Origin of the sequence: Rubripirellula reticaptiva (assembly GCF_007860175.1) — a bacterium.
Taxonomy (GTDB): domain Bacteria; phylum Planctomycetota; class Planctomycetia; order Pirellulales; family Pirellulaceae; genus Rubripirellula; species Rubripirellula reticaptiva.
Genome location: NZ_SJPX01000004.1, coordinates 1077984 through 1101179 on the forward strand (window position 1 = coordinate 1077984; position 23196 = coordinate 1101179).

Genomic DNA, 23196 nt, shown 5'->3' on the forward strand with positions numbered 1-23196 from the left:
AATCCCAAAGAACTTAGTGAGACTGGCTAGAGTTTGCTAAATCAACTTTCTTTTGATCGACAAAATCCTGCAGTTCCAACAACGACTCAAGAACGCGGTTCAAGTCCACGTCGTGGAGGGCGCACTCGCCCTGTTCTGCGATCTCCGAAAGTTCATCCAATCCGACCGTCCCGCCCGATCCTTTGATTTGGTGCAGGTGCTTTGACACGGTTTGAAGATCGCCGTTCTCATACGCTGCCATGATTGACGGCAACGTGGTGTCAACTTGTTCGATCAATTCACTCGCAAACATTTGGAGCCAGTCGTCCGAGATCATCGAAAGTTGATCGACTCGGTCGAGTCTTGCTGGTATCAAGTTCGGAGCATCGGTAGCGGCTGCCGTCGAGGAATGTGACTGCGTCGAATTTTTCGAAATCGCACCACGCAAAGAATGGTCGGAAACAATTCGAAGCAGACGGTCTAGGTCCAGAGGTTTTGTCAGGTATTGCGAGCAGCCGGCATCGCGACAACGTGCTTCGTCACCTTCCATCGCGTTCGCGGTCAAGGCAACGATCGGCAGGTCAAATCCGCGTTGGCGCAGCATCTTGGTCGCTTCATAGCCATCCATGACCGGCATTTGCATGTCCATCAAGATGATGTCCACTGCTAACGACTGGTCGGCCAGCGTCTCAACGGCGTTCTTTCCATTCGAAGCGGTGCGGACTTCCGCGCCTGAATCGGAAAGCAAGAGTGTTAGCAGTTTTCGATTGGTTTGGCTGTCGTCGACCACCAACACGCGAACGCCTCGCAAATCGACGTTTTGAAAGTCGCTGGCCCGTTTACCGCTGGTAAGGGCCATCGCTTGATCCTGGCTTAGCATCTTCGTGCTTGTGGGACATTGGATTGCCAGCTTCAAGCTCATTTGTGTACCCGAATTTTTTTCGCTCGACACGCTAAGGCAACCGCCCAACGCTTCGGCGAGTCGCTTGCTGATCGACAAACCGAGTCCCGTTCCGCCAAAATTTCGAGTAGTTGAGGTGTCGGCTTGAATGAACGGTTCGAAAATCGTCGACATCTCATGGGATGTCATTCCGATGCCGGTATCTTCGACCACGATTTCCAGCTCATTCGGAAACGTGTCTGGACCGGATGCGCGAATCACCATCGTGACATCGCCCTGTTGTGTGAACTTGATTGCGTTGCCAACTAGGTTTGTCAAAATTTGCCGCAGCCGTGTTGGATCGCTTTGGATGATCTCGGGAATGCAACCGTCAATTCGCAAACGCAGCTTGATTCCTTTTTGAATCGCCTTGGAACGAAGCGACGCGACCACATCACCAGCCACGAGTGTCGGATTGCATGGGATGGATTCGGATTCAATCTTGCCGGCTTCGATTTTCGAAATGTCGAGAATGTCGTTCAGCAAGTGCAGCAGATGGAATCCGTTGGAATGGATGGTTTGCAGGTGGGACGTACGATCTTCCTCATCGGTTATCACGCCACGAAGCAACAATTCGGTGAACCCAAGAATACCGGTGATTGGTGTGCGGATCTCGTGGCTCATTCGTGCCAAGAAATCACTCTTAGCTGCATTGGCTGATTCGGCAGCGTTCTTGGCGAGTTGCAATTTTTCGCGAGTCACGGCAAGTTTTCGTGCCGTCATTTCCAGCTGTCGAGAATGCTCGACAATCGCCGCCGTACGCTCATCGACTTTTCGTTCCAGGTTCTGGTTCAGATCGTGTAGTTGCTCGAAGCTATCTGCTTTTTCGAGTGCTGCACCGGCAGCCGACGTCAAATAGTCAGCGATCTTGATCTCATCCTTGCCGTAAAGACCGCTGAACCGTTTGTTGGTCACATACAAGAATGCCGTGGTCTGACCATTGACGACGATCGGGCTGCAAAGGAACGTGCCGTCACGATCGTTTGGAATACCACGGATGACGCAGTGTTCGCGGTCACGAACGATGGTTTGTTGACAAACGCTAACCTCGGCAACGAATGAATCATCAAAGGGCTGATTCCCGGGCATCGTGACTAAGTTCTGTTCGTTGTCCAGACGGATCAAGAAAACATGTTCGCCTCGCAGAATCTTGACCGCAGCGGTTCGAACTTCGTCGAAGATCTCTGCGGGCAAATCACTGGTCGCAATTCGTCTTCCTGATGCGAGAAGCGATTCGAAGCGGTCCAACAGTGAAATCGAACTCGTTTCGTTGATGCGCTCTCCCGCATGGAGCAATTTGGCAAGCAACTCGTTTGCTCGGTCGACTTCGGATTGGTCAACTGTCCATCCCAAATCGTCCGAAAATTCGGCATGCAGAACAACTGTTTGGGCGTGTTCGACAACCGCCTGTTGCCGGTTTGCTTCGCTAAGACTTTGTCGGAACAGTATTTCTGCTCTTCGGCGTTTTCCCGCCATCGCGGATGCGGCAGCGAGTTCGCGAAGCGCATGAGGCAATTCATTGGTAAAACGCTTGCCAACGGAAACCGCTTTTTGGGCTGACTTGATTAGCTCCTTTAACTTCGCGTCGTGAACCTGTTTGATCTTCGCCGGCGCGGTTTCAATTTGTCGACGCAGGGCCGTGCAGAGCCACGGATAGCAGGGGCTGACGTAAGTGTTACCGACCTTGGACTCGTCTGCGGATGCTACTGCTGCTCCGAGAACTTTCGCCGCTGCGACGAACCGTCCTTGGTAAAACTCCTGAACGCCCTTCGCTAATAAAACCTGACATTTCCGTTGCTCGTCGATCACATCGCGATTCAATTCGGTCGCAATCACGTCGTCGGGAACGCGGCCGATTGATGCTCGCGCCCACACGTCGACAATATTTCCGGTTGCTTGGAAATCGCCAAGTTGAATCGCTGATTCGTAATTTAGCCTTGCGAGTTGGACCGCCTCATCGAACTTGCCTGTTCGGTACAGCGACGCCGCCAATTGGTATCTGGCGATATGCACTTCCCAGTAGTCACCCGTACGTTCCAGAATCGCAACGGCCTGTCGTGCCTGATCAATGCATTCCATGAACTCCGAGAACGAGTACAAAAGGATGCTAAGGAAGTTGCGCGATTGACCTTGGCCCCACACATCACCCAGCAGCTTGCGTATCGCGAGCGAACGTCGTCCGTAGTTGGTCCCACGAGATTGCCATCGCAGCAACGTCATCGCGGGCGCATGATCTGAATACGATTGGGCCAAGAATCGGGTCGGTCCATAACATTCGGCGGCGTTCATGCCTCGCAAATGGGCCCACAGGGTAAAGTACTTGTTTCGAGTGTACCAATAGGTGTGCGCGATCTCGCTATAGATCGAAAACGCCATTTTTTCTGCCTCGCTGGGCTCGCCGCTTTTCTGTCCGCAGGTCGCTGGAAAGAGCGAATGGCGAAGCTGGCGGATTCCTTCGATGCCCAAGTTCCAAAACAATTGCGGTGTGGTGTAGCAAACCGGTTGGCCGAGTTTTTGAAGTGACGCTTCGAAGCTGGCGGCGGCTTGGTCTTTGCTTCCACGTTTAAAATGTAGATCGCCTTGTTTGAACGAAACTTTGGCCTGCTCCATGACCGTATCCGCGCTGTCTGCGGCACGATCAAGCCAATTCTGCGCTTCGTCGTACCGGCCCTGCAAAGTCAGCACTTCATTCATCATCATTTCGACGAAGTGGCGGGTATCCCGTTGGGCAAGATGCAGAGATCGTACTGCGATTTTTAGTTGAACTTCAGCACTCGCCAACGAGAAACTTCCTCGAGCGATTTTGGCGGCTTTCAGCGCACTGGGAAGCGCCTTTTCGTGCAATTGGGCAGCATCGAAATGGTATGCCAGTTCGAAGTAATGCGTGGGATCGTTCTTTTCAAGGTAGCGTCCAATTTGACCATGCATCAACTTGATGGTCTCGTCGGACAGTTCACTTAAGACCGCTTCGCGTACTTTGTCGTGGACAAACGAAAGTGCTCGGTCGGGACGACTCCAAACCAGTCGGTGCGCGCGAGCGGGCAGCATTGCAGCGTGCGCCTCTTCCGACCCCATGTCGACCAGTTCAGCGGCCGTATCCAGGTTGAAGTCTCGGCCGATGACTGCTGCTGCGGCAAGCAGTTTTTTGGCATCATCGGGTAAGTGAGAAAGGCGATCGATCAAAATTTCATTGGCGCCCTCAGCGGTCTGAAATGTTGATAGTTTTGGTTCGTCAACGATCCATCCCTGTTCCTGAGCAATCAGCACGTTCGACTCGACCAACCCACGAAGCACGGCCGCGGCCATAAACGGGCTGCCGCTTGCGAATCGTTGGACGACTTCGACGGCGGTGTCTGGCAATGGCCCAGCCATCGACTCGGCGAGTTGCTGGATGTCGTGATCCGTCAAAGGGTCAAGCGTCAAGCGATCGGTGATCGTTAGTTTTTCGACGAGCGCCCGGCTGATACCTTCATCCGGTCGCATGATCGAAAACAGCAGAAAGTGCTTTGGCTGTGTGTCGCCGATCGCCAGCATCACGCGCATCGACTGGTCGTCCATCCACTGGCAATCATCGACCGTGATCATGACGCTGCGATCGTCTGTGCCTAAACTGGTCATCAGAGCACAAATTGCCGAAACAACTCGACCTTGTCCTAGTTCCGCTGGCCCCAATAAATGCTCGCCGTGCCAGCCCAACGCACTGGCCAGCACTGGCATCGCTGTAATGACTTCTTGATGATAATCTCGCATCTCGTGCGTGATTTTTTGCACTAGAATTGGGTCGGTTGGCAACATCCGCGCCAATTGATCCACCATTTGTAGCCACACTGCGTTGGGCTGTTGGGACGCGTGTTGTGACGCTCGTCCGCGCAGGATCAAGAACTTCTTGCGAGCCGCCATTCGTGAGATTTCGTTAAGCAACCGGGTTTTTCCCATCCCCGATTCGGCGCACATCGAAACTTGCTTCATGCCTCCAGACTGTACTTCGTTCAAGCCTCGCTCGAGCGTCTCGAGCGGTTCGTTTCTCCCAACGAAGGCCGCGTCGATTAACGCCGTGCGCCGGTCGGCTATGCCAAGTACAAAGTCGGGCAACTTCGCATCGCTGTCTAACAACCCCAGGATTCTTTGCGCATCAAGTTTCGCGGCGCTTGCGCATTGGTAACGATCGCGAGGTTCTTTGGCAATCAGTTTGTCAATGAACTGAATCACCAACTTGGGCGTCTCGTCCGAATACCGTCTGGGGTCCGGATCTGCTGTCATGTGCTGATACAGGATGTCGTTGACGTCTCCGCCAAACGCTGCACCACCGGTCAGAGCGGCGTTGAGTATGTATCCAACGGAATAGAGATCAGAAGATTCGCAAATATCGTGATCGATGATTCCGGAAAGTTCTGGCGACGTGTACGAAGCGGATTCTTGCGCAAGTCGGCCTTCATTGGAGAAAACGTCGGGGCACCACAACGGCACATAGCCGCAAAGGACCGCACGATTGTCTTTTCGAATGATGATATTGGAGGGGCGTATGTCTCGGTGGATGCAACCTATCTCATGGATGCAACCAAGTGCGTCTAGAAGGTCACATGCCAATCGCATCGTCTGTTGCGATGTGAAACGTTGCTTGCGAAACTTCGACGCCAGCGAATCGCCGTCGATGTAGTGATAGACCACTCGTAGGTGATGTTCGGATGCGTCAAAGCTAATCGGCTGCGAATACGTTTCACAGCGAATACCAGACGTCAGGCGAGCTTCATTGTTAAAGCGATAGAACCCACTCTCTGCGAATAGCTTCTTAGGAACTTGACGCAGAATAACCAACTCACCCGTTCGGCGATCCTTCGCTAAGAAGCACGAAACCATCGAGTCGTCGGAAAGTTGCCGATCGATTTCGTACACGTCTGTTGCGTTGCCGGTGAGGTCGTTCGGTTCGTTAGCAGACAAGCGATGCCTCGATGATTGAGCAAGCGAATTGAATTCGCTTGCCAGTGGGCGCGTCTGACGGGGCAGCAGACGCAATTGGGAAATTGGAAACGGTTGGATCGAAACGCGATCGAGATCGCGCACTCGCTGAAACGTAACCCGATAAAGTTTGCGCTACCGAATTTTTCAGCGCGAAAATGGTAAAAGTCGATTTTCCTGTCGCGATTGTGATCGATGTGACTTTCGTGCCTGATACAAAAGGTCCTTCGCTAGTGGTTTCGGGCACAGAAGTTACTTAGCGGATTACTAATTTGCGGGCAGTCAAATCAGTTATAGGAAAAATGATGGTTACTTTGATTCAACAAGAGTCCGAAGTCGGTTGGCAAGAAGATTACGAGAACCGGGTCAATCCGGACTTGATGACCAGGTTACTGCACAACGCAGTTCCGGTATTGAAAGCCGTGGGTTGGCGTGTGACAACCGTTAGCGAGGGGGGGTGTCGATCGGAGCTTCCGCTGGCGACATCGTCGACCAACCAGCACGGGACTCACCAAGCTGCGCTGGTCTCGCTATCGGCTGACTACACAGGCGGACTCGCCCTGGCCACACTACTGCGCGGCATTCCTCTTTCGGGCATTCATCGCTGTAAAGATGAGACATCAGCATCGCTTTGGCTGGCATCCATGGATGTCAAGTATCGAAACCCTAGCACCGGTCACTTGCAAGCCTCGTGTGACATTCCAGCGGATGTCGCCAAAATGGTTCGTCAGCGATACTTTGCTGGAAAGCGAGTACTAGTGACTTTGCCGGTGATCTTTACGTCCAACGACGAGTTGGTTGCGGAGGCCGAGATGAAATATTTTGCGCAGCCGTCGATCCAGCTCAAACCGACGAAGGAAAACCCCAAGATTTCGCCGTTGTTCAAGCAGAAACTCAAAGCGTCTGCTCGAATGATCGCGGGAGTTCGGGCATCGTCCGAAGCTCATCTAACGCGGTTCGATCAAAGCCACGAACGACAAGCCGCCGGGCCGCATGGCGAATTGCTGGCCGATCGACTTAACGGTGTCTTGCCACAACTACGAGACATGGTGCTGGCCCGGACAAGTCACATCGATCGGACAGTCAAGAGTGTCTCAGGCTTGCAACAAGTCGTCATTCTTGGCGTCGGTTTGGACATGCGTCCGTTTCGGTTGTCACAGTCCTTGGGTGGGCCGACTTTCTTCGAACTTGATCTACCCGAAATGCTGGAAGAACGCATGCGAGTGATTTCGAAAATGGCCCGCGGCCACGACGTGAATCGACGGATGATTGCCGCTGATTTTAAAACCGATGATGTTTCCGAATTGTTGCTCAGCCACCCGGATTTTGATCCCCACGCCGCGACTGTCGTTGTGTACGAAGGGTGTTCGATGTACTTCACGGCCGACGAGAATGAGGAGATTTTGACCAGGGCTGGACGAGTGATGCAAAACCCGTCCAGCCGATTGTGGTCGGACATGGTTGCTGAGGGTGTGGTCAACGGTTCTCATCAAATTCCAGAGATCACAAAATTTTTAGATGGCATGGAAGAGATGGGCGAGAGATTCATCTTTGGTTGTGATCGACCAGCCGATTTCTTGCTGCGTTGTGGGTTTAACAACACCGAGACGACGTCCGCCGGTGCACACTTGAAGTCCAACGATCCGGTGTTGGGGACATATCAGTTCAGCGTCGCTTCGAAGTAAATATGTTGATCTTTGCATCGCTTTGACCGGCGTATCAGCCGTTCCCTTGATTGCGACGCAGGAAGGGGAACGGCTTTTTTTCAGTGGCGTAGCAACGGATCGCTTCGGGTTGATGTGACGTGTTTTTCGAATTCAAACGTCGATGCAAGCAGGTTCTGCCGGACAGGTGTGGGGGGTGCTGGTTTACCCATTGGACTTTGAGGGCAGATTCGCTTTAGCAAAACTTTTTTGGTCGTTCGTGCCGACACTGGAAGAGATACCGGAAAACCCGGCCTAACGATTACAGGCCGATTCAATTGGCGGGGCACATGAAAAAAGTTTTTTTGATGGCATTGGCCATCCTCTTTGTCGTTACGACTTTCAACACGATTTCCAGCAAGGCGTTGGCTCAAGGCGCCATTGTTTCGGCTGGTGGTCCGGTGCACCGCGGGATGGGCGGTGCTTCTACCGCCGCACCGATCAGCGCGTTGGGGGCACTGTACTGGAACCCAGCCACGATCAGCGGCCTGGAACACTCTGAGTTAGAGGTCGGCGTCGATGTGCTCTCGACCGACCACCGAGTGACCTCTAGTTTTGGCGGTTCGAGCGGAGAAACGGTCGCGGACCCGGGCACCTTTCCGGTGCCGAACTTTGCTTGGGTCCATCGCCTCGAAGATTCACGTTTTACACTCGGACTTGGCGTCAACGCCGTTGCTGGTTTTAAAACAAACCTACAGGCTGACCCGACCAATCCAGTTCTTGCGCCGCAGCCGTTCGGTTTGGGACGCGTCAGTTCAGAAGCGACCTTTTTGCAAATTTCGCCAGTCCTATCGATGGCGGTTTCGGAACGGATTTCTTTCGCCGCTGGCCCGATCATCACGAGTGCCCAAGTCGGTATCGAGCCATTCGTTTTTGATTCTGCAAACGCGGACGGAACGTATTCGTCGGGCAGGTCGACCAAGTACCAATGGGGCGGCGGAGTTCAGGCCGGCGTGTACTTCATTCCCAGCGAAGATTGGCGTTTAGGGGCGTCCATCAAAAGCCCTGCGTGGATGGATACGTTTGAGTACTTTGGACAGGACGAAAACGGGCTTCCTCGCAAAATGACCGCCGAGATTGATCTTCCGATGATCGTTTCGCTGGGCGCTGGCTATGCTGGTCGCGAAAACTGGCTATTCGCAGCGGACGCCAGATTCATCGACTACAAGAATGCGGATGGGTTTGGTGATGATGCGGTCTATGATGCAACCGGCGCGCTTGGCGGACTTGATTGGAGCAGCGTTTTTTCGCTAGCCCTTGGTGCACAGCGTCAACTGAACGAACGAGTTTTTCTGCGTGCGGGATACAATTACAACACGAACCCGATCAAAGACAGTGAAACATTTTTTAACATGGCTTCGCCTTTGATTTACGAACACATGCTAAGCGTCGGCGGATCCTATAACTTCAACGAAAAGCTTGCCGTTAGCGCGGCGTACTCGCACTACATCGAAAACTCTCGTAGCGGTCCTTTCGTGTTACCAGGAATCGGTGCAGTGCCTGGTTCGTCGGTCACGACCGAAATGTCGGCAGACTTTCTTAGCTTTGGCATCGTAATGCAGCAGTAAACAGTCACTGAGAGTTTTGAACTGGCTTCGGCAGGAAATGGTCTCGGACTGAAGTCGGGCATCCTCCGCTCGGCTGCGATACACTGAAATTTGCAAAACTTGCAAATTCGTAGTCGGAGACAGGCAGATGCGATCACGGTTTCAGTTTCACTTGGTGACTTGTTTGCTTGTGCTGTTGGGGGCGATGGCGGTAGTCGCAATGCCTTCGTTCTCTCGGGGGCCCGCCATCGATGACGTTGGCCCAACAACGGTGGTCGGGCGAGTCGTCGATGTCGACGGTAAAGCGGTATCGCAAGCAACCGTGACAGTGCAATCGAGGCTGCCAGCCTCGGTTTCGACTGCGACCGTTCAGGTGACTACCGATGTCAGTGGTGGTTTCACGGTTGAAGTGAGTGGCAATCCGATCGCTTTTCAGCAGTGGAAAATCGTTGCTAACACTAGCGATGGCAGCCAAGCCGGTTTCTTTCGATACAGCGGGTTGAAAGAGGCAACGGTTGACTCGAAAATCGAAATCAAGGTCGAGCCAACGAAGGCGTACACCATCAATGTGGTGGTCGCCGATTCGAAACCTGTCGCTGACGCGCAAGTGGCTATCCAGTTTGGCTATCCGCATTTAGTGGACGGCCTGAGAACGGATGCGGACGGGAAAATTTCCGTGTACGCCGCAAAGTCCGAACGTGTCGATGCGGTGATTGCGTGGAAGGATGGCGTTGGGTTTGACTACGAAGTCTATGCACTCGGTCGAGATCAAAAGTCGGACCTAAAGACGGCCGTGCCTGAGTTTCCCGGTGATGGGGAAACGTTGCGACTTGACGGTGCCTCGCCGGTAACCGTGAATGTCGTTGATACGGCAGGCGAACCGATCGAAGGTGTTCGCTTGTATCCGTGGATACTTCGCAAAGAATCGGCCAACCGCGAGTTGAACCTCAGCTACTTCACTGACGCGATGTCTCAGTCGACCGATGCGTCAGGTGCCACGACGTTTGCGTGGATGCCCAAATGGCAAACTTCCGGCGTCACGATCTGGCCGACTGCCGATGGTTACACGCGGACTCGAGCCAACTACGATCCGGCCGTTGATGTTGGCGAGTTGACTGTCACGCTCGACCAGTTGGTCACGATCCGAGGCCGAGTGCTTGATCCGGCGGGTGAACCGGCCGGGGGAATCGCCGTTCATGCGACTGGTGAAGGATACGGTTGGGATGGCGGACGCGACGTGACCAAGTCCGCCGATGATGGAACGTACGAGTTACAGGTTCCACCGGAACAGGTTTACATGGTCACCGCGTCGAATGATGATTGGGTGGCGGACGCAGTTCCAAGTTTCGTCGTCAACTCCGGCAAGCCAGTCGAGGGCATCGATTTGACGCTGCGCAAGCCGACTCGCTTGACCGGGCTGCTGACCGCAGAACCATCGGGTGAAGCGCTCAAGAACGAACGCGTGATTGTCTATCAATTTGGCGATGACCTCGGGTCCATCACAGGAGCCTCGATCGCCAATCCAGAGAATTCACGTCGCTATGTGCGACCGATGGCCGTGAACGTCACCAAGACGGATTACGATGGTCGTTTTGAGTTCTTGCTGGGGAATGGTTCTTACGACATTCGTCCACCACGCCAAGAGAAGGCTGAAGAGTTCGATGTGTCCGGCGAGGCAGCGCTGACCATCGATGTGACGACCGAGATTCAAGCGAAAATCAAGCTGACCGGAGTCGTGCGGCATCAAGAAGACGATCGGCCGTTGTCGGGGATTCGATTGAGTGCAGTTTCGCAGCGTTTCCGTGGTGATGATTGGCAAGCGTTAACGGACAAGGACGGAACGTTCGCGGTCGAGCGATTGGGTGAGCCGACTTATGTTTTAGCGATGAACGACGACAAGTCGCTAGGCGCGGTTTCTATTTTGCCGGGTGACCAAAGCACGCTGGAAATGAAACTGGAAAAAACCGGTTCGGCGTTCGGAGTTCTGCACAAAACCGACTCAGCGGAACCGGCTGCCGCAGAAAAGATTCGTTTTGGAATTCGAATTCCGGACGAAAACAATCAAACCTGGAGCAATCGATTTGGTGGCTTGGCGGTAACGGATTCAGAAGGTCGGTTTCGTCTCGAGGGGTTGGTCCCGGGTTGGGAGTACGACCTCAACTTGGAGTCTCGGCCCGACGGGTCCATCCCGAGCCTGAAAAGCATTACCATCGTCTCGGTCCTACAAGTCGACATGGGAGCCATGAACATTCCGGCGCCGCGCAAACCTTATGTGCCACCGACGCTAGACGAACGCATTGCCGGGGCGATGGGGGTGAAGGGATCGGCTCAGGAACGTTTCGATCGTGCAATACCGCGGTGCAGAATCAACAAGCAAAAGTTGTTGATAGTGCTTGGCAAACCCGATGAACCGCAAGTTCGTCAATTCATGGGATTGCGATACGAGGACAGTGATTTCCGTAAAATTCGTGACGACTTTTTGATCATGGCATTGTCCACCGAAGATCCAGCAATGGCTGCGGACGTTGAGAAGCTTTTCGAGGGATTTGACGCCAGAGTCGACGAGGAATCGATGTCTTTTTCCCTGGCCTTGGTTGATGCAGACGGCGACCTGATTGCGCACAGTTCCGAAGTCGACTTGATCGAACAAGACGAGCTATCCAAAGACGCGGTGATCGAGTGGCTGCGTTCGCATCTCGACGAACCGATCGACGCCAAAAAATTGCTCAGCGACACGTTGGCAAAGGCAAAGAAGGAAAACAAGCGTGTTCTGGTTCAGGAGACTGCGGCATGGTGTGGTCCCTGCCACTTGCTGTCGGATTACTTGGACGGAAATCGGGCGTGGGAGGCGGACTACCTTTGGATCAAGATGGATCATCGCTTCACCGGCGCACGCGAAATCATGGTGGACCTGCGTGACGGCTCGAATGGTGGCATTCCCTGGTTCGCGATCCTTGACGCGAATGGCGAAAAATTGGCGACGTCCAATCACTTTGAATCGGGTGACAACATTGGTTTCCCCTCAAGCCAACACGGGCAAACGCATTTTAAGAAAATGCTGCTCGATACTAAGATCACGATGTCGGAAGATGAAATCAGCGCGCTTGTCGAGCGACTCAAGAAAGACGAGTGAACGAATGCCGTGATTTCGTAGCGCAGACTGCCAGCCTGTTTTGCATTTTCCGACTGCTAGTCAGCGAGTGATTCGAGACTCTGCTGGATGATTGGCGAATTGCCAAACTGTTTTAAGCGGTCCTCTAGGTGAGTTTGGTGTGCGCTGATGACTTCGGCGGCTCGGTCGCCTCGACCGTGTTCACGGAACGCGTTTGCGATCCGTTTTGCGGCTGGCACGTCGGCTGGGTTGATGTTCAAAAGTTGTTGCCAATGCCCATACGCATCGTCGAATCGCTGTTGCTGTATCGCGAGGATGCACTGCGTTTCGCGTCTAGCCGTTTCCGATTGCAGCCAGACATTCAGGTCGGCGTAAAACCTGATTGGACGCAAGTGATACAGCACGAACTCGTCCCAGTAGGCGAGTCGTTTCGCGGGGTCGGATTCATTCAGTGCCAGTTCGCGCACCGAGTGAATTCGAGTCGGACGGCTCGGTGGTGAGTTCAGGATCAACGTCTGATAAATGTCACCTGCGTCGGTTTTCAAGCCGACACGAGCGATGCCGACAGCGAGTCCCATGTTTTGCTGCTGAGAAACGGCCAGACTTCGTGCAAGCAGTTTTAGTTCAGTTGCTCTTTGGTTCTCGCCAACTTTGCCCCAGCAATCGCCGGCCAAATACAGGCGAGTCAGGTCGGTGGGGTTGGATTGGAAAGCTTTGAAGAATGCGGCGGCGGCCGATTGGTAGTTTTCTTGCGCCAGGTAAGTTTGCCCGAGCAGAGTAAAGTCGTCCGGCCGTGGATCAGTCGCATTTTCGATCATCGAAATGACTGGATCGAAGCGACCGTAACGAAAGAGCGTCGTTGCAGTGCCGCTGGAAACGGTCGATCCGTCAAAGTCCGGAAACGGCCGCAGTTGTTCAATCGGCGTCTTGGCCAACATGGCGCCGTCAACGCGGTCGAGAAGTTGTCGTTGTGATTCCTCAGGGTGCCGCGATGCAAATTCACTGAGCCAAACAGACGCGTCAGCCGCAGCCGCCGGCAAGCTGGGGTCCGCGTACGCATTGTAAAAATAGTGGCGAAGCGCATCCGTGTCGTCACACCTAGAAATCGTTTGGCGACTCTCGGCGGGAAAGCCACGATCATGCATCATCACTGCTACGTCGCGCAGGTACTTTGTCTTGGCTTGCTGATCCAGCTTTGGATGATCGGCATGGTCGCGCAGTACGTTCATGATTGCCGTGACTTCGCCGTCTTTGCCCGCGTCTCGCATCGTCATCGCGACTTGGATCAGGAACAATGCTGCGTTTACGCGGAGCGGTTCGGTACCGATCGCTTTGCCGGACAACTGTTCAAAGAACTTGCTCGGGGTTGTGGCATCCCAGTTCAAGCATTCCAACGCGCTGGCGTAATCGAGCTGGAAACGGTGCCAGTAGAACAAGCGGCGCGGCGATTGGTCATTGAGCAATTGGCGAGCCGCACCGATCTTGCCAACGGAAAGCAACGCGTCCGCACCATAACGCGGCGTGTTGGGTGTTGTGGCATGTTGCGCAATCCAGGATTCTAGTGGCTCGGTCGACTGATCCGATTGCCCGCTCGCTTGACCAAGGAACGTCAGCACTGCGAGTTGTTCGATGCGCCGATGGACTGGACTGATATCGACCGTGATCGGCGGAACCGGCAGCTCTTTCGTCTTGCATACCGGTAGGTCGCGCAAAGCATCCCAGTCCCGCGACTCTAAAACCAGAGACCAGACCAGGCCGGCGTCACCGACTTCCTTGGCAAGTTTGATGGCTTTCGTAATGTCTTGCTGGCAGCGGGCCCAGTAGACGGCCAAACGCCTGTCGCTTGCTAGCAAGTCTTCGAATCGATCCGACAATTCAGCTGGTTTGCCGGCGGCTTGTTCGATCAATTGCCGATGCATTTGAAAACGAATCAATCGAAGTCGTCCTTCGTCATCGTCGACGAATTCCGCCAGCAATGCTTCGGCGACCTCGAACTGGCCTGTTCGAATGGCCAACCACAATAGTCCGCGTGAACTTGTCAGGCTCTCGCGCCGCCGCTTTCTATCCTCCTCGGGCAGTCGATTTGTGTCTGGTTGATTGAGCGTTTCGAGCAGCCATTTTCCTTGACCACTTTCGATCGCAACCTCCCACAGCGTAGGGTTTTTCAGCATCATCCGAGCTACTCGCTTCAGGTTCGGATGTGACTGTTCGTACCCTTCTTGGATCAAGTCCATCCATTGCTTTGGATCCAAGTGTTTACGAACTTCGGCTGACCGGAGCAAGTAAACGTATCCTTCTTGATCGACGATGAAGTCATGCAATTCGCCTTGCTGGACGAGCTTCCCGAACTGTTCGGCTTGTGCCAGTTCGGCGAGCAGTTTTCCTTGGTTGAACATCTGCGACACGACGGAACGCCGCTGGAAGTCAGGAATCCGCTGCAACGCTTCTGCCATCGGTTTCCAACCATACGAATCTAGAATCCATCGAGCCGCTTCGCCGTTCTTGCTGATGTCGATTAGCCGCTGTTGGACGACTGCTGGGTCGCGCGCCTCCAACAGTTTTACCAATGTCGCTGGTGAACGCTGGCTGGAACGCGGATTGCTGCGTTGATACCGCACGACGGCATCGTTGACGTAAAACGCCCACTGCTGGGACGCGATGTCGACGTTGTCGAAACGCATGGTTGCGAATCGTTGGACCACATCGAATTGGCCCATCTCGATCATTCGCTCGGCAAAGTACGGTCGCTTGCGAATGAGCGTCGAAAGCGATTCTGGGCCTTGCTGTTGCGCGAGCGAAAAAATTGTTTTCAGATCGTCATCGGTCAACAGAGTCTGCCATGTTCTTGAACCCAACAGGACGCTGATGCAGCTTGAACGTGACGGAACATCGTTGGCTGCGAGAATGCGATCGATCACGGTTCGTTGCAGGTTCTTTCTCAGGACCAGCTTGCTTAAGTTGGACGATCGGATCGCGAGCGAAATGATTTCCAGATCGTCGGTATGTTTTTCCAGTTGATCGATTAAGAAAGTCGGCAAGTCGGTCTTCATTGCGGCGTCATCGGTCGCGTACTGGCTCAGCAGTGTGGCCGCAATTTTGATTTGGAAGTCGTCTGAGTGTTTACGGCTATACAAGATCATTTGCGGAACAATCGTTGGGTTTCCGGGTTGCTTGCCCAAGATTCCCGTGCTCAAAAACGCAATCGCGAAGCGTTCGCGGCGATCTTGATCTTTGATCGAATCAAACACGCGAATGATTTTTTCGGGCTGCTTCGAGGTTGCAAACCAAGCCTCGATGTTTGCATAGCTGCCAATGTATCGAGTGACTCGGTCGGCTTCGTCCGTCGGCATGGTGTCGCACAGGCCAAGGAAGACTTCGATCGATCCGTATTCTAGTTCCTTGACGATTGCGGGACCCTGAGCATACTGCGTTGCGAAACCTCTCAGGTCCCAGGTTCGGAAATCTGATTTCAGCCGGGCCAGAAACGTTGACAGTTTCTGTTGCTGACTCAGTTGCGAGATGAACCAGGGCGTCTTCAAAAGTTCTTCAAGCGTGTCGCTGGTTGGATTCTTTTTGTCCGTGGAGATTATGTCAAACAGATTCCAGCCCAGTTCAGGTTGTTTGAGTGCGACGGAGGGCGGCAAGTTTTTGACCAAGCTGACCCAGTTGCGGCGTTCGCGACGCCAGGCAACATCTTTCATCAAAATGCTGGTGGCATCGGCAATGTCGGATCGCAAACAATTTGTCAGGTCTTGGGCGGCAACCGCAGGTCCCAGTTTTTCATTCGACAGCAGCCCCAACGTCATTCGTGTTGCCGTCGTCGGCGGTTGGCTAGCGACAAAGTCAACGATCTTCTCAGCGGTGGATGTCGGGTCGGCAAGGTCATTCCAACTGCGGCTAGAAAAACACGCGAACGCGAAGTCTCTGCGATGGTTTTCATTGGTAACACCGCCTAACGCATGCAAAAACGGTTCGGGTTGTCCGTCTGCTTGAAGCCACTGCCCGACCACATGCGATTCGCCAAGCTGTCGATGAAACTGCAAGCGAGCTTCGTCGTCCAACAGCAGGTCGCTTAGCAGTAGCAGGGACGGCAGTCCGCCTGCGGCGATATCGTCCGCGAGTTGTTGGCTGGTTGATTTCGTTCTCAGCGCCGAGACGATTCGTGATTCCTTCAGCAACTCGCGAATCGATTTCGCGACCGCCTTCCATTTGTTTTGTTTCACCAAAGATTCGGCAAACCAGCGGCTTGTGATCAGGCCGCTGACGCAGCGATCGCGGTCGTAGCCTTCAAGTTTCTGAGCAAAGTCCCAAAATTCGATTGCGGCGCTGGGTTCGTTTTCGACCACGTCGGCAGGCAAGTTTTCGATCAGTGAAAGGTAGAGGTTGCGGTCCATCCAGGCCTTGTCTTCGGCTAGCCGTTTGAGTGCTACGGCGACTTCCTTGTTGCGGGACAGGTTTTCGGCGAACGCCTTTCGTGTCATCAGCGTTTGACGAGACGATGTACGCAGATCCTCGCTTTCAAACGAATCGATCAGATCGTTGAGTGCGTCCCATCGTCCGCTGTTGAAGATTGCCGAGATGGCGTCATCGCTGCGCAAGATTTGTTCCATGATTTGGTCGAACAATCTTGACGAGATGCCTTTCGATTTAAGGTTTAAAATCAGGTCGACGCGGTTCCCGGCAATCAAGTGATCGACCACAGCCTTGGACGAAAGATACTCGCCCAGCAGTTTGGCGTAGCTCGAATCTTCTCTGCTAATTCCATCACGACCGACAATCAGCAAATCCATGATCGTTTCAAAATGCCCGTCGGCGATTAGTTTGGGCAACAATTCGTGATTTCCGACCATGCCGCTTGTCAACGAATAGCGGACGGGATCGGTGTCGAGGGCGAGGCAGAAGTTGATCAGCGAACGACGTGATTCCGGTGTGTCGAATTGGTCCGTGAATGAGGCCGAGCGCATCAATGATGTCAGCGTCGAGTTGACTTGTGTGCTACTTGCATGGTCGCGAATCGTATGCAGGAATTCGATCAACCGTTCTTGCTCGGCAAGTTGTGCGGCAAACGTTTGGTTCCGTATTGGTGCGTAGGTTAATTCGCGTAGGAAATTTGCGTCGGTGTCTTTTGCCAAGTCAATGATGCGCTGCATGGACTCGCGCGAGTGTTTCTTGCCGAACGCCAAAGGAGCGTTGTACGTTTTGAGCAAGGTCGGAAGGTGCCAGGGTTGGGGCGGTCCCTGAGTGATTTGTTGCCAAATCGCGCCGATGGCCTGTTGCGGCAATTCGCGAGTGCTACGCGAGCGTTGGCTCAGTCCGTCGATGAAGCCATTGATGAGTTGCTGCTGTAGGTCAGTGTCTTTGTTCTTTTCGATCAACGATAAGATTTCGTTTTCGTTTTTCTGTCTTGCCCAAATGGGATGCGAAGCCGACCGTCCGATCACATAATTCGCATGGACTGGATCGTCGGTGGATGCACAGATCTTCAGGATCCCCTCGTCGCCCAATTTGTTGTGCAGTGTTTCAAAGATCGGCGGCGCATCCAGAATGTAGTCCAGCAACGTGAATTGCCCAGCGGAATCGAGACTGTTGATCGTTTCTACAATGTCCAACGTTGCAGGCCGATTAACCGATAACCCGTATGTCGTGTTTGACGCGAATCGATTCAGCGACAAGGTTTGCGCGAGCAATTGTTTTTGCCGACTGTGACTGGGCTCGCCAGCAATCAACGAAATCCAAAGTGGCAGTAATGCTTTGGATGTGATTCTTTCCATAGCTTGCTGATTAAACCGCACCACCGAGTACAACGCGAATCGATTGTCGGGCGGACACCGGGAAAGGATAGCGATGACCTTTTCTAGCCAGGCGTCATCCGAGCGGTTGCGGACGTGCGGCGAGGAAAAAATCCTGCTTGTCATGTCAATCGATTCTCTACTCGAAGTCGTGACTGCAATTTCGATCAGTTTCAGAATTTGTTCGTCAATCTGTTCCGACGGCGGTTGCTTGGCCGCCGCGTTCAGAATGGACATCACGACGGAGTAGCGTTCGTGAGGCTCGGCTGGTTTTAGCAGATGCATGACCGGTTTCATGAAGCCTTCCTTGGCCAGAGTGATTAGTCCTGCGGTCCGCTTCGCCGAGTTCATTTCGGAAACTAATGAGCGAGTTAGGTTTTGGATTTCCTTGGGCATGTCAGCCGTTAGACCGAGTTCGAATTTCTGCCGGATGCTTGCGATTCGAATCTTTGCTTCCAAGCTAGCTGTCTTTGATCGCTCGATTAACATCGGCTCGATTGACGGCCCCATTTGCCATAACGTTTGTTCGGCGGCTTCGCGGGCAAGAAAGCTGCGGTCGGCCAGACGGTCAATCTGCTCGTCGATGATTCGAGTCTGCGACGCGGACGTCGCAGGGGTCTCTTGAGCCCACAAATCTTGTGTTGAAATGTCGGCGAACCAGATTGTTGCAGCCCAGCCAGTTGCGGCAACAATTAGCAGCCTTGAAACCAGAGTATTCACAAGCTCACCGCCTAGTTTTATGGCCCGATGACGGGCACGAGTGATTCATCACTGATCCATCTTTCGCAACCGTTTTCTCGACCGTCGAAACTCTCCGTCGGCCAAAATTGCGATCAGTTCAGACGCTATCGGCCGCCATTATAAACCAGCCACGGTCGTCGAATCGGACCTAGTGGGCGTCGAAAGTCTGCCTTGACTACGGGCTTCGTTTGAGGTGGCAATAGCAAGCCGGGGGTTTGCGTCCAGCCGAGCGGCTGTATCGCGTAACTTCAATCCCGTCAAAGGCAGTTATGCTGCCCGTTAGTTTGGGACTATGTTCCTTAGATTGCGATTGTCGATCGCTTTGTGGCGAGTCAACTGATGTTCGCGTAGACTTGCCCGCATGTCTTCAACTACGACACGATTGATTCTGGTCACGGACCTTGATGGTTGTTTGCTGAACAAGCACGACTACGACTGGTCGGCTGCTGCGTCGACTCTGGAAATTTTGCGTAAGGCTAAGATTCCGGTGGTGATGAATTCCAGCAAGACGGTGCCAGAGATGACTCAGTTGGCGATCGAGTTAGGTCTTCAGGGCAGCACCTTTATTTCAGAAAACGGAGCGGTCATCCGCTGGGGCGTCGACGTCGCTCAGTGGGGGACGGGCGAACCGGTTGATGAATCGGAGATCATTGGCGCGTCTCGCAAAGACATTTTATTGGTACTGCAGGAATTGAAGCAGCGATTTCAGTTTCGATCGTTTGCGGATCTCGGCGTCGCCGGCATCATGGAACAAACTCAATTGTCCGAGGCAAAGGCGAGTCTGGCGTTTGATCGCCAGGCGACGGAGCCTCTGTTGTGGGACGACACGGACGAACATCTTAGCGAGTTTGGTAGCATCTTAAGTCGTCATCAGTTGACGCTTACCAAGGGAGGGCGGTTTTGGCATATTGCTGGCCACACGACCAAGGGCAAAGCGATGCAGCGAGTTGCCCAGCGCATGTCCGTGCCAGAGTCCACAACGATTGTCGCGGCCGTCGGTGACAGCCCGATCGATCAAAGCATGCTGGACTTGGCGGACGTTCCAATCGGTATCCCAACCGCGAATGGATTGGGCGTTACCGTTGACCGCAAGCGGGGAATCGTTGCTACACGGCAAGGTGCAGTGGGCTGGGCCGAAGCGGTAACCAAGTTGCTTTCGCGAATCGAAGTCCCGTTGACTGAAAACTGAATACATCACTTGTTAAATTGGGCGGAACACAATGGCAGACTTTGCGCAGAATGGAATCATCGGAACGCTGCACAATTTGCGGAATCGTTCCACCGACGAACTCGAAACTGAATTGGTTCAGTATTCGAAAGAGACGCCGATGTCTCTGTTGTTGCCGTGCTTGTATTCCGAGTTAGAAGGTCCAGCGATGGGACCGATTGTCGACGAGTTGGCGAAGATTCCGTATCTAAGCGAAATCATCATAGGGCTCGATCGCGCAAACGAAAAACAGTTCGAAGCGGCCAAGCGATTCTTTGACCGATTGCCGCAGAATTACGTCGTGCTGTGGAACGATGGAACGCGATTGCGACATGTGGACGCGGCGCTGCAGGCCCAAGGGATCGCACCGACAGAGCCAGGTAAAGGACGCAACGTTTGGTACTGTCTCGGTTACTTTTTAGCATCGGGAAAATCGAAAGCGATTGCACTGCATGACTGCGATATCCTGACCTATGACCGCTCGATTCCTGCGCGGCTTTTGTACCCGCTGGCGCATCCGTCGTTCCACTATCAATTCTGCAAAGGATACTACTATCGTGCGGCCGATGGGAAATTGAACGGTCGAGTGTTTCGGTTGCTTGTCATTCCTTTGATCCGAGCCCTGAAGACGGTGCTCGGACGTATCGAGTATCTCGATTACATGGGTAGCTTTCGCTACGCCCTGTCCGGTGAATTTTCGATGCGATCGGAAGTCGTAACGTCGCTGCGTTTTCCAAGTGACTGGGGGCTGGAAATTGGTACGCTTTCGGAAATGTACCGTAACTGCAATCTGAACAGCATTTGCCAAGTCGATATTGCGGACGCCTATGACCACAAGCATCAAACGGTTTCCGAAGACGACAGCAGCGGTGGACTTCATCGCATGGCCAACGACATCTGTAAAGCGTTCATTCGCAAGTTAGCGGTTGAAGGTGTGGTGATCAGCAGCGGCATGATTCGAACGCTGAAGGCTTGCTATTATCGCACGGCGCTTGATGTCGTGGATCACTATCACAATGACGCCGTGATGAGCGGCTTGACTTTGGATCGTCACCAGGAAGAAGCGACCGTCGAGCTGTTTAGCCGAGTGATCGTGGCCGCAGGTGACGAGTTCCTTAATCGTCCCGATGAAAGTCCTTTCATTCACAACTGGTCGCGTGTGACCAGTGCTGTGCCCGACATCTATGACATGTTGCTAGGTGCAGTCGAAGCTGACAACGCTTGATCAATCTCCTCAACTGGCACTTGTTGATCAAGCGAATGTAACCAAATCCGCATCGAGTAGTAATTCCGATGGTTTCACCTTCTAGTCAAGACGACTCGAACGTCCGCTCGCAACTTTGTCAGCACCTTCGTTTTTTGTATCCGGAAGCGAACGCCGAGGAGCTTGCTGATTCGGTCATTGCGATCTTTGATGATTTTCAACCACAGATTCCGCTTCCGCTGAATCAATTGTGGTCCGAGCAAGATTGTTTGCTGATCACTTATGGCGATTCGATCGTCGATGGTGATGTGGCACCACTTGAAACTCTTGATCAGTTTCTAAGTCAACATTTGCAGGGTGCTGTCTCCGCCGTGCACGTGTTGCCGTTCTGTCCGTTTAGTTCGGATGATGGCTTTGCCGTGATCGACTATGCGCAGGTCAACTCAAAATTGGGCGATTGGTCGCAGATTTCGTCAATTTCCGATCGCTATCGTTTGATGGCAGACATTGTCATCAACCACTGCTCGTCGCAAAGTCAGTGGTTCCAGAATTACTGTGACGGTGTCGAACCTGGTGCGACGTATTTCATGGAAGCAAGTGCGGGTGACGATCTTTCAGCGGTCGTTCGGCCTCGTGCGTCACCACTACTTCGCCCGACCAAAACGGCCAACGGGCTGAAGCATGTTTGGTGCACGTTTAGCCATGATCAAGTCGATCTTGATTTCCGAAATCCGCAGGTCTTGCTCGAGTTTTTGAAAATCGTGCGACTGTATTTGCAGCAAGGCGTGAGCATCTTTCGGCTCGACGCGATTGGGTTTTTGTGGAAGGAATCCGGGACAAGTTGTATCCATCTTCCGCAGACACACGAGGTCGTCAGGCTGATCCGTACGGTCACGGATTCGTTTGCCCCGGGCACGTTACTGATCACCGAAACCAATGTTCCCAATCACGAAAATCTGACTTACTTTGGCAATCGCAATGAAGCACACGTGATCTACAACTTCAGCCTTGCGCCGCTACTGGTGCACGCGCTATTGACGGGGAAAACGGAATATCTGAAGCGATGGATGATGAGCATGCCACCGGCGCCGGTGGGTTGCACCTATTTGAACTTCACTGCGTCGCATGACGGGATTGGGATGCGGCCGGCCGAAGGATTATTGTCCGACGAAGAGCAACTGCAGCTTGTCGAAACGGTACGCAGTTTTGGTGGCAAGGTTTCAACACGTCGCACCGAGGGTGGCGGCGAACGAGTTTACGAACTGAACGTAGCGTTGTTCGATGCGTTGCAGGGGACGGTTGCCGGAACCGATCAGTGGCAGGTCGAACGGTTTCTGTGTTCGCAAACCGTGATGATGGGATTGGAGGGAATCCCTGCGTTCTACATTCACAGCCTGCTAGCGACGGGCAATGACCTCGATGGTGTGGCGGCGACGGATCAGAACCGGAGTATCAATCGGCACAAGTGGGGATGGTCCGATCTGCAAGAACATTTAGGCGATGATCGGTCGGTACACGCCCAGGTCTTTCGCGAGCTGACACGTCGTATGCAACTGCGTCGTCGTCATGCTCCGTTCCACCCAAACGCGACGCAGTTCACGCTTCAATTAAGCGAACCGTTCTTTGCCTATTGGCGTCAGAGTACAGATCGCAGCCAGAGCATCTTTTGTGTTTACAACATGACGAATCAGGTTCAAGAGCTACGGCTGTCGGACTTGAATCTGATTTCTACCGATGTCTGGTACGACGCGATATCCGGTTTGCGGTTTGACGAGCAAACGAGTGTCCTGGAATTGACTCCCTATCAGTCGCTGTGGATCACGAATCGCTAGCGGTTGGAGAGATTTTTATACGGCCCTCCCCGGCCGCTACTGCGTCCGACCCTCCCGCAAGCGGGAAGGTGATGTTGAGCTTGTGAATGTCGGAGCTATTTTCCGCTCATCGCAAAAACGAAATTGTTTTGGTTTTTCGTGCAAGGTTTCTCGGTGGCTTAAGATGATAGCCCCAGGAGACCTACT

The 23196-nt window shown here is 53.4% G+C and carries 8 protein-coding genes; 6 read left to right on the top strand and 2 right to left on the bottom strand.

Annotation, left to right across the window (positions count from 1 at the left end; genetic code table 11):
- Positions 1-13: 13 nt before the first annotated feature.
- The gene (locus Poly59_RS21110; RefSeq protein ID WP_146536038.1) at positions 14-5857 is read right to left on the bottom strand and encodes a response regulator; all 5844 of its coding nucleotides are present in this window, start codon (positions 5855-5857) and stop codon (positions 14-16) included.
- Between the two features lie 323 nt (positions 5858-6180).
- On the opposite strand from Poly59_RS21110, the gene Poly59_RS21115 reads away from it, so the two are divergent.
- The 3 genes from Poly59_RS21115 to Poly59_RS21125 all read left to right on the top strand — a co-directional run bounded on the left by Poly59_RS21115 (position 6181) and on the right by Poly59_RS21125 (position 12258).
- On the top strand, positions 6181-7560 hold the full coding sequence (locus Poly59_RS21115; protein ID WP_146536135.1) for an SAM-dependent methyltransferase: 1380 nt from the start codon (positions 6181-6183) through the stop codon (positions 7558-7560).
- 308 nt (positions 7561-7868) lie between these two features.
- Positions 7869-9146, top strand: coding sequence for an OmpP1/FadL family transporter (locus Poly59_RS21120; RefSeq protein ID WP_146536039.1), 1278 nt, complete (start codon positions 7869-7871; stop codon positions 9144-9146).
- A 127-nt stretch (positions 9147-9273) separates the two neighbouring features.
- Positions 9274-12258: a carboxypeptidase-like regulatory domain-containing protein gene (locus tag Poly59_RS21125; protein WP_146536040.1), complete on the top strand. Its 2985-nt coding sequence runs from the start codon at positions 9274-9276 to the stop codon at positions 12256-12258.
- Between the two features lie 56 nt (positions 12259-12314).
- Here Poly59_RS21125 and Poly59_RS21130 read toward each other — a convergent pair whose 3' ends face one another.
- Positions 12315-18746 (bottom strand): tetratricopeptide repeat protein, encoded by a 6432-nt coding sequence (locus Poly59_RS21130; protein ID WP_146536041.1) that lies wholly within the window; start codon positions 18744-18746, stop codon positions 12315-12317.
- Between the two features lie 382 nt (positions 18747-19128).
- On the opposite strand from Poly59_RS21130, the gene Poly59_RS21135 reads away from it, so the two are divergent.
- From Poly59_RS21135 to Poly59_RS21145, 3 genes are all read left to right on the top strand, one after another.
- The gene (locus tag Poly59_RS21135) at positions 19129-19956 is read left to right on the top strand and encodes an HAD-IIB family hydrolase (protein WP_146536042.1); all 828 of its coding nucleotides are present in this window, start codon (positions 19129-19131) and stop codon (positions 19954-19956) included.
- A 31-nt stretch (positions 19957-19987) separates the two neighbouring features.
- A complete protein-coding gene (locus Poly59_RS21140) occupies positions 19988-21199 on the top strand; it encodes a glycosyltransferase family protein (protein WP_146536043.1) in 1212 nt (403 codons plus the stop codon).
- A gap of 68 nt (positions 21200-21267) precedes the next feature.
- Entirely contained in the window at positions 21268-23010 is a 1743-nt protein-coding gene (locus Poly59_RS21145; protein WP_146536044.1) for a sugar phosphorylase, read from the top strand.
- The last annotated feature ends 186 nt before the right edge of the window (positions 23011-23196 follow it).

Coding starts and splice junctions, on each gene's coding strand:
- Poly59_RS21115 (WP_146536135.1), top strand. CDS start 6,181: ATGGTTACTTTGATTCAACAAGAGTCCGAAGTCGGTTGGCAAGAAGAT.
- Poly59_RS21145 (WP_146536044.1), top strand. CDS start 21,268: ATGGTTTCACCTTCTAGTCAAGACGACTCGAACGTCCGCTCGCAACTT.
- Poly59_RS21120 (WP_146536039.1), top strand. CDS start 7,869: ATGAAAAAAGTTTTTTTGATGGCATTGGCCATCCTCTTTGTCGTTACG.
- Poly59_RS21125 (WP_146536040.1), top strand. CDS start 9,274: ATGCGATCACGGTTTCAGTTTCACTTGGTGACTTGTTTGCTTGTGCTG.
- Poly59_RS21135 (WP_146536042.1), top strand. CDS start 19,129: ATGTCTTCAACTACGACACGATTGATTCTGGTCACGGACCTTGATGGT.
- Poly59_RS21140 (WP_146536043.1), top strand. CDS start 19,988: ATGGCAGACTTTGCGCAGAATGGAATCATCGGAACGCTGCACAATTTG.